Source organism: Limoniibacter endophyticus (assembly GCF_014652835.1).
GTDB classification, from domain to species: Bacteria; Pseudomonadota; Alphaproteobacteria; order Rhizobiales; family Rhizobiaceae; genus Limoniibacter; species Limoniibacter endophyticus.
This window is the reverse complement of the sequence record NZ_BMZO01000001.1, coordinates 63,310-77,650: the sequence shown is the minus strand read 5'-3', so window position 1 is coordinate 77,650 and position 14,341 is coordinate 63,310. Positions and strand designations below refer to the sequence as shown.

11 protein-coding genes are annotated in these 14,341 nt (G+C 57.2%); 4 read left to right on the top strand and 7 right to left on the bottom strand.

Annotated features, from left to right (window positions below; translation table 11 throughout):
- Positions 1 to 4: 4 nt before the first annotated feature.
- Together murI and IE151_RS00380 are read right to left on the bottom strand one after the other, a co-directional pair.
- Positions 5 to 790 (bottom strand): glutamate racemase, encoded by a 786-nt coding sequence (gene murI, locus IE151_RS00385; protein ID WP_189486704.1) that lies wholly within the window; start codon positions 788 to 790, stop codon positions 5 to 7.
- 3 nt (positions 791 to 793) lie between these two features.
- Positions 794 to 1,567, bottom strand: coding sequence for an RNA methyltransferase (locus IE151_RS00380; RefSeq protein WP_189486702.1), 774 nt, complete (start codon positions 1,565 to 1,567; stop codon positions 794 to 796).
- A 224-nt stretch (positions 1,568 to 1,791) separates the two neighbouring features.
- Between IE151_RS00380 and IE151_RS00375 the strand changes: the two genes are divergently transcribed.
- Together IE151_RS00375 and IE151_RS00370 are read left to right on the top strand one after the other, a co-directional pair.
- Positions 1,792 to 3,003 carry an NADP-dependent isocitrate dehydrogenase gene (locus IE151_RS00375; RefSeq protein WP_189486700.1) on the top strand — a complete coding sequence of 404 codons (1,212 nt, stop codon included), beginning with the start codon at positions 1,792 to 1,794 and terminating at the stop codon, positions 3,001 to 3,003.
- 134 nt (positions 3,004 to 3,137) lie between these two features.
- Positions 3,138 to 3,515: a RidA family protein gene (locus tag IE151_RS00370; protein ID WP_189486698.1), complete on the top strand. Its 378-nt coding sequence runs from the start codon at positions 3,138 to 3,140 to the stop codon at positions 3,513 to 3,515.
- Positions 3,516 to 3,596: 81 nt separating this feature from the next.
- Here IE151_RS00370 and IE151_RS00365 read toward each other — a convergent pair whose 3' ends face one another.
- The 3 genes from IE151_RS00365 to recA all read right to left on the bottom strand — a co-directional run bounded on the left by IE151_RS00365 (position 3,597) and on the right by recA (position 8,515).
- Complete coding sequence (locus IE151_RS00365) at positions 3,597 to 4,220, bottom strand: hypothetical protein (RefSeq protein ID WP_189486696.1); 624 nt, start codon at positions 4,218 to 4,220, stop codon at positions 3,597 to 3,599.
- A gap of 154 nt (positions 4,221 to 4,374) precedes the next feature.
- A complete protein-coding gene (gene alaS / locus IE151_RS00360) occupies positions 4,375 to 7,026 on the bottom strand; it encodes an alanine--tRNA ligase (RefSeq protein WP_189486694.1) in 2,652 nt (883 codons plus the stop codon).
- 406 nt (positions 7,027 to 7,432) lie between these two features.
- Positions 7,433 to 8,515, bottom strand: a complete 1,083-nt coding sequence (gene recA / locus IE151_RS00355; protein ID WP_189486692.1) for a recombinase RecA — start codon at positions 8,513 to 8,515, stop codon at positions 7,433 to 7,435.
- Between the two features lie 274 nt (positions 8,516 to 8,789).
- Here recA and IE151_RS00350 point away from each other — a divergent pair, with 274 nt between their 5' ends.
- The gene (locus IE151_RS00350) at positions 8,790 to 9,737 is read left to right on the top strand and encodes a carbohydrate kinase family protein (RefSeq protein ID WP_244636549.1); all 948 of its coding nucleotides are present in this window, start codon (positions 8,790 to 8,792) and stop codon (positions 9,735 to 9,737) included.
- Between the two features lie 13 nt (positions 9,738 to 9,750).
- On the top strand, positions 9,751 to 10,677 hold the full coding sequence (locus tag IE151_RS00345) for a pseudouridine-5'-phosphate glycosidase (protein WP_189486690.1): 927 nt from the start codon (positions 9,751 to 9,753) through the stop codon (positions 10,675 to 10,677).
- An 84-nt stretch (positions 10,678 to 10,761) separates the two neighbouring features.
- Here the strand turns inward: IE151_RS00345 and IE151_RS00340 are convergent, their stop codons facing one another.
- Positions 10,762 to 11,421: a YiaD family glycine zipper/OmpA-like lipoprotein gene (locus IE151_RS00340; protein WP_189486687.1), complete on the bottom strand. Its 660-nt coding sequence runs from the start codon at positions 11,419 to 11,421 to the stop codon at positions 10,762 to 10,764.
- Between the two features lie 132 nt (positions 11,422 to 11,553).
- Positions 11,554 to 14,124 (bottom strand): cell cycle histidine kinase CckA, encoded by a 2,571-nt coding sequence (gene cckA, locus IE151_RS00335; RefSeq protein WP_189486685.1) that lies wholly within the window; start codon positions 14,122 to 14,124, stop codon positions 11,554 to 11,556.
- Positions 14,125 to 14,341: the final 217 nt, after the last annotated feature.

The following is a 14,341-nucleotide window of genomic DNA, read 5'->3' as shown; positions in this document are numbered from 1 at the left end:
CCGACTAGATGACCGTCAAACCAAATCCATGCATGAGCCTGCGGGTCGCGAAATCTGGTCTGCCCGACGTGACGACGCCGAGATCGGCAGCGTGATAAAAATTTCCGTTCTCCATCGGCGCAAGGCTCTGGATGCGCCGAGCTATGGCTTCCGCCGGATCGAGCCAGTCCACCGGCCACGGAGCAAGCTTGCGAAACAGATTGGCGAGAAACGGATAATGCGTGCAAGCCAGCACCACGATGTCGGTTTTCCTGCCCTCCTTGTCGATGAAGCATGGTGTGATTTCGGCAAGAATAGCGTCCTGATCAAGGGGTTCACCTCGAATATGCGCTTCCGCCATGCGTGCGAGATTTCGGCTGCCCACAAGATTGACCTCGCATTCATGTGCGAATGAATCGATCAATTCCCGCGTATAGGCGCGCTTTACGGTTCCGACCGTTGCCAGGACGGAGACAAGGCCCGAGCGCGTTCGCTCCGCCGCCGGTTTGATGGCCGGCACTGTGCCGACGAAAGGCGTATCAGGATACGCCTCGCGCAGATCGGAAAGCACTAGCGTGGAAGCTGTATTGCACGGGATCACAATGATTCTGGGACGATATTGCTCGATAAGCTGGCCGAACAGAGGGATGAGGCGGGCGCGCAAAGCCTCCTCCTCCCAATCTCCGTAGGGAAAACCGGCATCGTCAGCGACGTAGATGAAGCGCTTGTCCGGCATGATTACCCGAGCTTCGCGCAACACGGTCAGCCCGCCAATGCCCGAATCAAACATGAGAATGCCTTCATCATGCATCGATCAATCCTCCTCGCGTCTGCCCTTCGGCTGTTCTGGGGAGAATCTATCGAGCGAATTGATAAGACCGCGTAAAAGGCTGATTTCGGCGGAGGTAAAGCCCGGGCGCGTCAAGACGGCACGCATATTGTCGATGAGCTTTGCCTTCTTCGTTTCCGGCCGGAAATAGCCGCGCCGATCCAAAGCATCTTCGAGCTGATCGAACATGCCATAAAGCTCGTGTTTCTGCGCCGGCAAGGTTTCCGGTCCGACGAAGGGCAGCTTCTCGCCCTGCTGCTCGGCGCGCCGCCATTCATAAGACACGAGGAGCACGGCCTGGGCGATATTGAGCGAGGTGAAATCCGGATCGACGGGGAATGTCACAATAGCATCGGCGCGTGCGACTTCCTCATTGGTGAGGCCCCACCGCTCGCGACCGAACAAGATGGCGCAACGCTGGTCCACTCGCGTCGCGACCTGGCGGCACGCGGCTTCCGGCCCATGCACAGGCTTGAAGCCGTCGCGTTGGCGCGCCGTGGTGGCCAGCACATATTGCGTATCGGCCAGCGCCTCCTCCAGCGTGTCGAATACTTTCGTCGCCTCGATCACATGGTCAGCCTTGGAAGCGGCAGCCACAGCCTTCTCGTTTGGCCAGCCGTCGCGCGGATTGACGAGCCGCAACTCGCGAAGACCGAAATTAGCCATGGCGCGCGCCACCATGCCGATGTTCTCGCCCATCTGCGGCTCGACCAGAATGATGATGGGAGTGGAGGTGAGTTCGGAAGCGTTTGTAATCATGTCATGACCGGGACGCCTGATCGGCGCATTTGGCTGCCGTTTCTGCACGGGAAACGTGCGCATTTTTCAATAAAGAGGCGTAAGGCCTCCAAAGAGTGACGGATAAGTGCTCTAGCAAGCCTTGATCACGCACGCCAGTGTTTGCACGCGAGGTTTTGCTTTGCTAAGGAAGGCGCGCACTAACCGGTGGTCATTTTTCCTCCCTGCAAAAGAGGCTTTCCTGCATGGCTAAGATCAAAGTTCAAAACCCGGTCGTCGAGCTTGACGGCGATGAGATGACCCGCATCATCTGGCAGTTCATCAAAGACAAGCTGATCCATCCTTATCTGGACATCGACCTGAAATATTACGATCTCAGCGTTCAGAAGCGTGACGAGACCAGTGACCAGATTACCATCGACGCAGCAAACGCGATCAAGCAGTATGGTGTCGGTGTCAAGTGCGCCACCATCACCCCTGATGAAGCACGCGTTGAGGAATTTGGCCTCAAGAAGATGTGGAAGTCGCCTAACGGCACGATCCGTAACATTCTTGGCGGCGTTATCTTCCGCGAGCCAATCATCATGAAGAATGTGCCGCGCCTTGTTCCGGGCTGGACCCAGCCGATCATCGTCGGCCGCCACGCTTTTGGTGACCAGTACCGCGCAACCGACTTCAAGTTCCCGGGCAAGGGCAAGCTTTCGATCAAATTCGTCGGCGATGATGGTCAGACGATCGAACATGACGTGTATGACGCGCCGTCCGCCGGTGTGGCTCTCGCCATGTACAATCTGGACGAATCGATCCGCGACTTCGCGCGCGCCTCGTTCAACTACGGCCTGCAGCGCAAGGTTCCGGTCTACCTGTCGACCAAGAATACCATCCTCAAGGCCTATGACGGGCGCTTCAAGGACATCTTCGAAGAAGTCTTCAACGCGGAATTCAAAGCCGAGTTCGAAAAGAACAAGCTCTGGTACGAGCATCGCCTGATCGATGACATGGTCGCTTCCGCGCTCAAGTGGTCGGGTGGTTACGTTTGGGCCTGTAAGAACTATGACGGCGACGTTCAGTCCGATATCGTGGCACAGGGCTTCGGTTCGCTCGGTCTGATGACCTCGGTTCTGATGACGCCGGACGGCCAGACGGTTGAAGCCGAAGCTGCACACGGCACGGTGACACGTCATTATCGCCAGCATCAGAAGGGGCAGGAAACCTCAACCAATTCCATTGCCTCGATCTTCGCCTGGACGCGGGGTCTCGCCCATCGCGCCAAGCTCGACAATAATGACGATCTCAAGAATTTCGCCGAAACCCTCGAGAAAGTCTGCATCGATACCGTCGAATCCGGCCATATGACCAAAGATCTCGCGCTGCTCATCGGCGCCGATCAGCCGTGGCTCTCGACCACTGGCTTCCTCGACAAGATCGATGAGAATCTCAAGAAGGCCATGGCATAAGCTGCCGTTTCGTCCTGAGATAAAGCAGGCGGCGCTCCAAAAGAGCGCCGTCCGCGTTTGCACTCTTTCGTTCTCTGAAGATAATGACACGTTTTCGCGTTGCTTCACAAAAACTACCGTTCAAGGAGAGAAAAATGGAAGCGATTCACACCGAGAAGGCTCCTGCCGCCATCGGTCCATATTCCCAGGCAACACGTCATGGTGACACACTCTACGTTTCCGGCCAGTTGCCGGTCGTCCCTGAAACGGGCGAATTCAATTCGCAGGATGTAGTTGAACAGACCCGCCAGGCCCTGACCAATCTGAAGGCAGTTGTCGAAGCAGCCGGTGCCGACATGTCGAAGGTTCTCAAGACGACGGTACTTCTGACCGACCTGTCGAAGTTTGCCGACGTCAACGCTGCCTACGCCGAATTCTTCAAAGCTCCCTTCCCGGCCCGCGCCTGCTATCAGGTTGCTGCCCTTCCCAAGGGTGCCCAGATCGAAATCGAGGCGATTGTAGCGCTCAGCTGATTGCGCAATTTCCGCGATGGCGCCGCGCTCACCTCCAGCCTCGCCATCGCTTCCTCAATGAATTCTCAGCTTGAGGACCTGTCAGATTGCGTCTGTTGGCAATCCCGCTGCATGTAAAACACTCCCATCCGTGAATTCGAATAATTCGACGCCTGTTGCCAGATCTTCGCCGAACGCCGGATGACGCAAAACCGTGGTGCCATCCTCATAGTTGATGATGCTGTAGGCTTCAGGAATATCGTCCAGAATGAGCCTTGTGTTACGCCCGATCGCAACAAAGCGATCACTGCCGGCCCCGCCCTTTAGGCTGCATCCGTCATTTATAGCGACGATAGTCTCGCCAGCATCATCTGCAACCGTCACATCCGTCCTGTTCAAGGTGAAGCGGATCATATCCTCCTTCTGGAAATCGGCGAGGTCTATGACATAGGACGCATCTGTCCTTGTTCTGAAAAGCAGGTGCTCCACGTCCGCAAATTTAATGATTTTCCCGCCGCCCCAAAGCAAATGGGCCTTTGGATGGCGAACCAGGTAGTAGTCGGCGACCGCGCCCTCCATAACAACAAGATCATTCCCCGCGCCACCGTAAATCTTGTGCGGACCGTTTGTGGCGACAAAGATGATATCGTCGCCATCACCAAACCGATGTGTGCCGCCTCCCTTTCGGATATAATTCAGATCGGTGCCGTTCTTATAGTCATGCATGATCTTTCCCATACGCGCCTGGTTGAATTGGCAAATCATCCTACTCGACCAGCCCAGCGTACATACGTGAATATGCGCTCGTGCATCGCCTCGTTAATAAAATCCCCGCACGCTTTCGCGAACGGGGATTGTCGAGATGCAATGTGTCGAAGTGCTAGCCGAGTTGGGCTTTCACCGCCGCCAAGGCCTTTTCCGCACCGGCAAGATCAGGACCACCAGCCTGAGCCATGTCGGGACGTCCGCCGCCACCTTGGCTGCCAAGTGCCGCAGAGGCTTCACGCACAAGATCGACCGCGCTGAACTTCGCTGTCAGATCATCCGTTACACCGACCACGACGGAGGCTTTTCCTTCCGACCCGCCGATGAAGACCACGACACCCGAACCAACCGATTTCTTGGCATCGTCAGCCAGCGGCTTCAGATCCTTGACCTGAACGCCTTCGACGATCTTACCCAAAAACGCGATACCGTTCACCGTTTCTATGGCATTCGCCGCCGCCGGTCCGCTACCTCCCAGGGCCAGCTTCTTACGCGCTTCACCGAGCTCCTTTTCGAGCTTGCGCCGTTCTTCGACGAGGGCGGCAACGCGTTCCGCGGCATCTACTGCCGAGACCTTAAGTGAGGCCGCGATCGTCTTGAGCCGCTGGTCCTGTTCATCGAGATAGCGGCGGGCAGTATCTCCCGTCAGTGCTTCAATCCGACGGACTCCAGCCGACACCGCATTCTCCGCAACGATGCGAATAAGACCGATATCACCTGTTGCCCGCGCATGCGTACCGCCGCAGAGTTCGACCGAATAGGCCCTGCCTTCCTTCTCGCCCTGCGTCGCAGTCCCCATGGAAACGACGCGTACTTCATCGCCATATTTCTCGCCAAACAGCGCCATGGCACCGGACGCGATTGCATCGTCGACGGCCATCAGGCGGGTCACGACGGGCGTGTTCTGCATGACGATCTCATTCGCCAGTTGTTCGACGGCTGCAAGCTCTTCGCTGGAGATCGGCTTTGGGTGCGAAAAGTCAAAACGAAGACGTTCGGGTGAAACCATCGAACCCTTTTGCGCAACATGCGTTCCGAGGGTTTCGCGCAAGGCTTCATGCAAAAGATGGGTCGCGGAATGATTGGCGCGGATCTTGGCACGACGCGCATGATTAACCTTGAGCTGCAGACCTGTGCCCTTGGCCAGGTTGCCCTTCTCGACCTTGCCAAAATGCACGAAAAGACCGTCGCCCTTCTTCTGCACGTCACTGATGGAAACAAGAACGCCATCCGCCGACATTGTGCCTTGATCACCGACCTGACCGCCCGACTCCGCATAAAAGGGCGTCTGGTTCAAAACGATGGCAATCTCATCGCCGCCCTTTGCCGATTGAATGACGGCACCATCCTTGACGATGGCCTGCACCACGCCTTCGGCCTCTTCCGTGTCATAGCCGAGAAACTCGGTTGAACCCGCTTCGTCCTTGATACCAAACCAGACGGCTTCCGTGGCAGCCTCGCCGGAGCCTGCCCAGCTTGCTCTCGCCTCGGCCTTCTGTTTGGCCATCGCCACATTGAAGCCATCCACATCAACGCCGATGTTGCGTTGACGCAACGCATCCTGCGTCAGATCGAGCGGGAAACCGAACGTATCGTAAAGCTTGAATGCCGTTTCGCCATCGAGGCTTTCACCGCTTGCCAGATCCTGCGTTGCGTCGTTAAGCAGAGACAGGCCCCGCGCCAGCGTCTTACGGAAGCGGTTTTCTTCAAGCTCCAGCGTTTCCTTGATCAACGCTTCGCCACGGACCAGTTCCGGGTAGGCCTGTCCCATTTCACGTACGAGTGTCGACACCAGACGGTGCATCAACGGTTCCTGCGCGCCGAGAAGCTGGGCATGGCGCATGGCGCGGCGCATAATACGGCGCAGAACATAGCCGCGGCCCTCATTCGACGGCAAGACGCCATCGGCAATCAGAAAGCTCGAAGCACGGAGATGATCGGCTATGACGCGGTGGCTTGCGCGCGTTTTGTTATCCGAGCCAACGCCGGTGGCCTCCTCCGATGCGCGGATGAGCGCGCGGAACAGGTCGATATCGTAATTATCATGTACGCCCTGCAAGACCGCTGAAATGCGTTCGAGCCCCATGCCGGTGTCGATAGACGGGCGTGGCAGATCGATGCGTCCTTCCGGCATCTGGTCAAATTGCATGAAGACCAGATTCCAGATCTCGATGAAACGATCACCGTCTTCATCCGCCGACCCGGGAGGTCCGCCCCAAATCTTGTCACCATGATCGAAGAAAATTTCCGAGCACGGGCCGCATGGACCCGTATCGCCGGCTGCCCAGAAATTATCGGAAGTGGCGATGCGGATGATCTTGTCGTCGGAAAGACCGGCGATTTTCTTCCAGAGCTCAGCGGCGGCATCGTCCGTATGATACACGGTAACGAGAAGCTTTTCCTTTGGAAGCGCGAATTCGCGGGTGACCAGGTTCCAGGCAAACGAGATCGCCTCTTCCTTGAAATAATCCCCGAAGGAGAAATTACCCAGCATCTCGAAGAAGGTATGGTGGCGCGCCGTATAACCCACATTGTCGAGGTCATTGTGCTTGCCGCCGGCACGCAGACATTTTTGCGCGGTGGTTGCGCGTGAGTAGTCGCGCGTTTCCACGCCGGTGAAGACATTCTTGAACTGCACCATGCCGGCGCTGGTAAAGAGAAGCGTCGGGTCGTTGCGCGGAACAAGCGGGCTGGAGGCAACGATCTCGTGGCCATTTTTCTTGTAATAGTCGAGAAAGGTCGACCGAATATCGTTTACGCTGCTCATGCCCTCGCCTCAATCATGCTTCCAGGTACCGCCACGCGGTAGAACATTTTTCTATCGGGCCGAACAATATCGTTGCAAAATCTCGCTTGGCCTTGGGCAGCCTCAAGAGCACAACGTCAAGTCAATGAAGAATAAGCACCTGCCCCGAAGCTTCGCAGAAGCGACATTGCAACCTTTCGAAGAGGTGCATTTCAGAGCGGGACCAATCGACCCGATTATTTGACCGCTGATCTAGCGCATTGTGCGCTTAAAGAAAAATCGTTTTTACAAAAAGGCGCAAGTCCCGGGCCCGCCCGGGCATTGCTGAATTCACCGCCCACGCCCCCCAGCAACCGCCTAACGCCCGCGGATACCTCTCCCGGTGAATATGGCCGCCAGATTACCAGCGACCATTGGCATTCTGGTATCAACCTGCGGCGGCGTCGAAATCACTGTCGTCGCGGTCTCCCTCGAGAAATTTTTCCGCGATCAAACCGGCATTCTGGCGCAGCGTCATCTCGATTTCCTGTGCGACTTCAGGATTTTCCCGCAAGAATCCCTTTGCATTCTCACGTCCCTGCCCAAGACGCTGCGAATTATAGGAGAACCATGCGCCTGACTTCTCGACGATACCCGCCTTGACGCCGAGATCGACAAGCTCACCCATCTTGGAAATGCCTTCGCCATACATGATATCGAACTCAACCTGCTTGAAGGGGGGAGCAAGCTTGTTCTTGACGACCTTGACGCGTGTCTGGTTGCCGACAACTTCGTCCCGCTCCTTGATCGAGCCGATACGGCGAATATCGAGACGGACAGATGCATAGAATTTAAGTGCATTGCCACCCGTCGTCGTCTCCGGAGAGCCGAACATGACGCCGATCTTCATGCGGATCTGGTTGATGAAGATGACCATCGTGTTGGAACGCGAGATCGAAGCCGTGAGCTTGCGCAGCGCCTGGCTCATCAGGCGTGCCTGAAGACCAGGCAGGCTGTCACCCATCTCCCCCTCGATTTCAGCCTTTGGCGTCAGTGCCGCAACCGAATCGACAACGAGAACGTCCACAGCACCCGAGCGCACAAGCGTGTCGCAAATCTCGAGCGCCTGCTCGCCCGTATCGGGCTGCGAAATAAGCAGATTTTCGAGATCCACACCGAGCTTGCGCGCATAGACCGGATCGAGCGCATGCTCGGCATCGACAAATGCGCAGATGCCGCCCTTCTTCTGCGCCTCGGCAACCGTGTGCAGCGCCATCGTGGTTTTACCCGAGCTTTCGGGTCCGTAAATTTCGACGATGCGCCCACGCGGCAAACCGCCGACGCCAAGCGCGATATCCAGTCCCAGAGAACCGGTCGACACCGTGCCGATTTCCACGATCTGTTCGTTCTGGCCGAGCCGCATGATCGAGCCCTTGCCGAAAGAACGTTCGATCTGCGCCAGTGCCGCGTCGAGCGCCTTGGTCTTGTCCACTGAACTACCCTCTATAAGCCGCAATGAATTCTGTGACATTCTACTACATCCGCTGATGATCTATGAAGGTCTGGCCTGCACTTTCCCCTTTCGATGTGTACTCTTTTTGTTCTTATAGCGCAAGAGGAACAACCTATTGAAATCTCCATGGTTTCATTTTTTGTTCTTTTCTTGTTCCATGATCCCCGGCGGTAATGTTTGCGACTTTTTTAACGGGTGACTTTGCGCCGGGAGAAAGATTGCGCCATAACACGAATCGCTCGCGCCGGGAATTAAGCGGCCGCGTTTGTGAATTTGCATGATGGAGATCTGGGTGAATCCCTTGTTGCTGGGTATCGGCGGCGCACATATAGACAGGCGTGGTCGACTGTTGGATAGCTATATACCGGCAGCCTCGAACCCTGGCGCCGTGACCGAGGATATTGGTGGCGGGATGTTCAATGCAATGCGCTCGGCGGTTCAGCGCGGTTGCCGCGGCGGCGTTTTATCGGTCCGCGGCGGAGATCAGGCAGGCGAAAGTGTCGCCGCTGCCCTGGCAGACTGGAACATTTCCGACCATAGCGCTGTATTTCTGGATCGCCGGACAGCAAGCTATACGGCTGTTTTGGATCAGAACGGCGATCTTCTGGTCGGGCTTGCCGACATGGCGATCTATGACAGCTGCTTCGCCCGTCAGCTGCGCCGTCGCCATGTGGTCGAGCGTATAGAAGAAGCCAATTCGGTCCTGGTCGATGCGAACCTTCCATCTCCGGCGCTGGAGAGCGTCGTCCAGCAGGCAGCTCGAAACGAAAAGCCGCTTTATCTAATCGCCATTTCGCCAGCCAAAGTCGTACGCGCCCTTCCCTACCTGACTGCCTTTGATGGCCTGTTTCTCAATCGCTGCGAAGTGGCTGCGCTTTGCCCTGATGCCCCGGTGGAAGCAGCTGGGACTGTTGCGGCTCTTCGCAATGTCGGCATCCGCCGCGCGGTAATCACCAATGGCGCACACCCCGCGATTGTCTTCGATGCTCACGAAATTGCGGAAATCGCACCGGCAAAGGATGCGACCGTCGTTGATGTCACCGGGGCGGGTGATTCTCTCGCCGGCACGGCAATTGCCGGTCTGATGCGCGGCCTGTCCTTCTTTAGGGCCGCACGCGAGGGACTTGCCGCCGCAACCATAACCATAGCAAGCGACAAGGCGGTCCCGAACCTTGCGCCTGAAATTTTCGCGCCAAGCCTTGCCAGGATTGGTCAGATCCGCATTCTTCAAAACGCCTGAGAGGGTTCCCGTCATGACATTAAAAAACATCCCCAACGCCCTCCTCGATATCAACGCAGACGTTGCCGATGCCTTGAAGCGCGGGAGGCCTGTCGTCGCGCTCGAAAGCACGATTATCACTCACGGCATGCCCTTTCCCGAAAATGCCCGCATGGCGCGCAAGGTCGAGGAAATCATTCGCGCCGAGGGCGCCATGCCGGCAACCATTGCCATTGTCGATGGCGTTCTCAAGGTGGGCCTGACTTCGCAAGAGCTGGACGCGCTTGCACAGGCCAAGGATGTGATGAAGCTGTCGCGCGCTGATCTCGGTTTCGCGCTTTCCGAAAAGAAGACAGGCGGTACGACCGTCGCAGCGACGATGATTGCAGCCGCACGGGCCGGGATCACGGTCTTCGCTACCGGCGGGATTGGCGGCGTGCATCAGGGCGCCGAATTAAGCTTCGATATTTCTGCCGACCTCGATGAATTGGCGCAAACAGACGTAATCGTCGTTTCGGCCGGCGCGAAAGCCATTCTCGACATTCCGAAAACGCTTGAGGTTCTTGAAACGCGCGGCGTCCCGGTCGTTGCGTATGGCTCGGACGTGATGCCGGCATTCTGGTCGCGCCGCTCGCCCCACAAGGCCCCTTTGCGCCTTGACGACGCTCAGGCAATCGCGCGCTTCTTCAAGACCCGCCAGGCGCTCGAACTTTCCGGCGGCATGCTGATTGCCAATCCCGTTCCGGCAGAAGATGAAATCCCCGTCGAAGAAATGGCCGGCTATATTTCGAAGGCACAGGATATGGCCCGCGCCGACAATATTTCCGGCAAGAACGTAACGCCCTATCTTCTCGGCAAGATGCTGGAGATCACCGATGGCCGCAGCCTGAAGACAAATATCGCTCTCGTTGAGAACAACGCCCGCCTCGCAGCCAAGATCGCCGCCGCGCTGTTGAACTGACCCGTCGGGAGACAAGCGAACAAAAAAGCCGCCGAACCAAACGTTCGGCGGCTTTTTATTATCACGTCGACAAGAACGGAAGACTTACTGGGTGATCGGCGAAAGCTGAATTTCGACGCGGCGGTTCTGCGCGCGTCCCTCTTCCGTCGCGTTGGAAGCGATCGGACGGTCCTGACCGAAGCCGATAATATTGAAGCGACGCGGATCAATGCCCTGAGCGCCGAGATAATTGGCAACCGACGAAGCGCGACGCTGTGAAAGCGCCTGATTATAATTGGCGCTGCCGGTGGAATCCGTATGCCCATAGACATCGACGAGCGTCTGGTTGAACTTCTTCAGAACCAGCGAAACCGAATTCAACGTATTGTAGAAATCAGGACGAACGGCATCCTGATCGACGTTGAAGGTTACGTTGGATGGCATGTTCAGGATGATCTGATCGCCATTACGGGTCACCGAAACACCAGTACCCTGGAGCTGTGCACGCAGTTCGTTTTCTTGGCGATCCATGTAGTTGCCGATGGCCCCACCGCTCAGCGCGCCGATGCCGGCGCCGATCAGAACGGCGTTACGCTGCGCGTTACTCGAGCCACCAACTGCAAGTCCCGCAAGTGCGCCGAGTCCTGCGCCCAATGCTGCGCCGCCAGCCGTCTTCGACATTTTCTGCTCACCAGTGTAAGGATCGGTGGTGCAGCCCGCCAGCATGGTGCCGGCGATAAGCGCGGCCATGATTTTCTTGGTCATTTAATCCTCTCCGTATAGCGACCGGAAAGCTGGTCGCGTCGTGGTTTTTCCCACCCACTTCTTCAACAGCCGGCGAATCGCGGCCACTCACTGATCCGGACAGATAGCCGACAATGCGGCAAAAACCCGGCCCTACTCTTCCTTTTCCAGCATTTCCTTGACCACAGTCGCGAGTTGCTTGAGCGAGAACGGCTTGGGCAGGAAGCCGAACTGCGCATCGGCAGGCAGATTTTTCGCGAACGCGTCTTCGGCATAGCCGGAAACGAAGATAAACTTGATATCGGGACGAGCCTTGCGCAGTTCGCCGAGCAGCGTCGGACCATCCATCTCAGGCATGACGACGTCCGAAACGACAATATCGATCGCCCCGTCCAGCTCGTGGAAGATTTCCAGCGCCTCGACGCCGGAAGAGGCTTCATGGACAGTATAGCCTCGCGAGGTCAGCGCACGCACGCCGCCCATGCGCACCGCGTCCTCGTCTTCGACCAGCAGCACATGCGCGGAGCCGGAGAGATCCTTGCCCTTTTCCTTCTGTGCAGCCGTGGTTTCGGCGGCAGCGGACATATCCGCCTTCACTTCCGGAACATGGCGCGGCAGAAAAATACGGAAGGTGGTACCGGCCCCGAGCTCCGATTCACAGAAGATGAAGCCGCCCGTCTGTTTGATAATACCGTAGACCATGGAAAGTCCGAGGCCGGTGCCTTTGCCCACATCCTTCGTCGTGAAGAACGGTTCGAATATTTTTTTCAGAACGTCTGGCGCAATGCCGGTCCCCGTATCGGCAACCTCGATCAGCACGTAGTCACCGGGCTCCAGTTCCCGATACTGGAAGGATGGCACCTCGGATTGAAGGATATTGCGGGTACGGATGGCGATTGCGCCACCGTCGGGCATGGCATCACGCGCGTTGACGGCAAGATTGACGACGACCTGCTCGAACTGTCCAATATCTGCCCGGATTGGCCAAATATCCTGCCCGTGCTCGACCTTGAGCGAGATTTCGGTGCCGACGAGCCGCGTTAGAAGCATGCGCAGGTCGGCAAGTACATCAGTCAAATTAAGCACCTGCGGACGCAGAGTCTGGCGGCGCGAGAAGGCGAGAAGCTGCCGCACCAGCGAAGCGGCACGATTGGCGTTCTGCTTGATATTCATAATGTCGGGGAAGGAGGAATCCGACGGACGGTGGTTCGCCAGCAGGAGATCGGCCGCCATGATGATGGCTGTCAGTACGTTGTTGAAATCATGCGCGATGCCTCCGGCGAGCTGGCCGACCGCCTGCATTTTCTGACTCTGCGCCATTTGGGCTTCAAGCGCCTTTTGCTCCGTCGTCTCGACGGCATAAACGATCGCGCCCTCATCCGCTTCGTCGCGCCCATCATCGACGATGGGGCTGACGTAGAAGCGCATGTGACGCTCTTCATTATCCGGCATTACTGTTTCGATCGGCGCAATCTCGGCCTGCCGAGCCTTTGCTTTCTCGAGCGCGGTAGCGAATGCCGCCCGGTCACGCTCATGCACCACCTGGTCCATGCGAATTTTGCGTTCAAGCGCATCCGCATCGACCACGCCGCCAAACAGCGACAGGAAGGGCGCATTGGTGCGCAAAATGCGGCCGGACCTATCAACGCTGGCGATGGCCATGGGGGTGGAATTGAAGAAGCGCGTGAAGCGTGTCTCCGAAGCACGTAGTTCCGCAGATGCGTCCTCGCCCGTCTCGCGGTTCAGCACAATACTGCGCGTCATGCCGTGCTGGCCATCGCGGCTCGTCGTTACGCGGTGCAGGAAGCGAACGGGAAGTGCCTTGCCACTTGCCGTCATCATGTCGAGATCGAGCGTAGCGGTTCTCGTCGTTCCCGGATCAGCTTTCACGGAGCGAATGAGAGACGCGCCCTCACCGGCGACAAAATCAGCAATGCGCAACGAGCCGCTCGTAAAGCTCGCGAGGTCGTAACCCAGCCAATCCGCAAGAGTGGCGTTGAGATAGGTAATTCGGCCTTCAGCATTTGCGGCCAGAAAGCCTGTCGGGGCATGATCGAGATGATCTATCGCCTTTTGCAGATCCAGGAAGAAACGCTCCTGTTCGGCGCGTTCTGTCGAGATGTCGGCAAGTTCCCACGCCTGCAACGGTTCGGAATGGTCGGGAGAGCGGAACGGCCTCGCGCGCAGCCTATACCACCGCGCGCCTGATGAAGGGTTATTGTCGAGGCTTCCCGCGACGCGAAACTCGCCGTCGCTTGCCTTGCCATCGCGTAGCATGAGGGAAATACGCTGGATGGTTGCAGCGGCCTCGGGCACATCTGCGAGCAGAGTTTCGATCGTTCGCAGATCGGTCAGTCCCGTAGCGCCGGTCATCTCGGCATAGGCGCGGTTGGCATATATGATACGCCCCGACGTATCGGTGACGATCAAGCCGAAATCCATGGAATTGACCAAGGATTTAGCCAGATGATCCGACGTCTCGCTCGGTGCGATCTGCAGGAACCCGATGGCCGAGGCAAAGAGATAGCCTACCCCCACCATCGCCAGGAGGCCGAGGATACCCAGCAAGACTCGTTCGCCCAACTGGTCGCGAAACAATCCGAGCGCCAGCGTCAGGAGGCCGAGGAAGATCGCAAAGAACATAAGACGGCGAATGACCCTGCTCCCGCCCGCATGATCGACCACCGGCGCAGGATAAAAGTCGTGCGAGCCATCATTCGCCATGCCGCGATCCTTCAAAAATGCAGCCCTTCAGCACAAGAAATCATTCATTCGCCAATCTTTGGCACATCGCATCGGTCACGCCCGGATATACCAGATCAAGTCGATCGTTCCCGCAGTACTAGCCTATTGGAATACGATTCGTCACCTGCGCGTCCCTCATGCATGCTGCACAAACAGACAGAATTGAACACAAACTCTCCTCAGTTGCGTCTTAAGC

Coding starts and splice junctions, on each gene's coding strand:
- murI (WP_189486704.1), bottom strand. CDS start 790: ATGCATGATGAAGGCATTCTCATGTTTGATTCGGGCATTGGCGGGCTG.
- IE151_RS00380 (WP_189486702.1), bottom strand. CDS start 1,567: ATGATTACAAACGCTTCCGAACTCACCTCCACTCCCATCATCATTCTG.
- IE151_RS00375 (WP_189486700.1), top strand. CDS start 1,792: ATGGCTAAGATCAAAGTTCAAAACCCGGTCGTCGAGCTTGACGGCGAT.
- IE151_RS00370 (WP_189486698.1), top strand. CDS start 3,138: ATGGAAGCGATTCACACCGAGAAGGCTCCTGCCGCCATCGGTCCATAT.
- IE151_RS00365 (WP_189486696.1), bottom strand. CDS start 4,220: ATGCATGACTATAAGAACGGCACCGATCTGAATTATATCCGAAAGGGA.
- alaS (WP_189486694.1), bottom strand. CDS start 7,026: ATGAGCAGCGTAAACGATATTCGGTCGACCTTTCTCGACTATTACAAG.
- recA (WP_189486692.1), bottom strand. CDS start 8,515: ATGTCACAGAATTCATTGCGGCTTATAGAGGGTAGTTCAGTGGACAAG.
- IE151_RS00345 (WP_189486690.1), top strand. CDS start 9,751: ATGACATTAAAAAACATCCCCAACGCCCTCCTCGATATCAACGCAGAC.
- IE151_RS00340 (WP_189486687.1), bottom strand. CDS start 11,421: ATGACCAAGAAAATCATGGCCGCGCTTATCGCCGGCACCATGCTGGCG.
- cckA (WP_189486685.1), bottom strand. CDS start 14,124: ATGGCGAATGATGGCTCGCACGACTTTTATCCTGCGCCGGTGGTCGAT.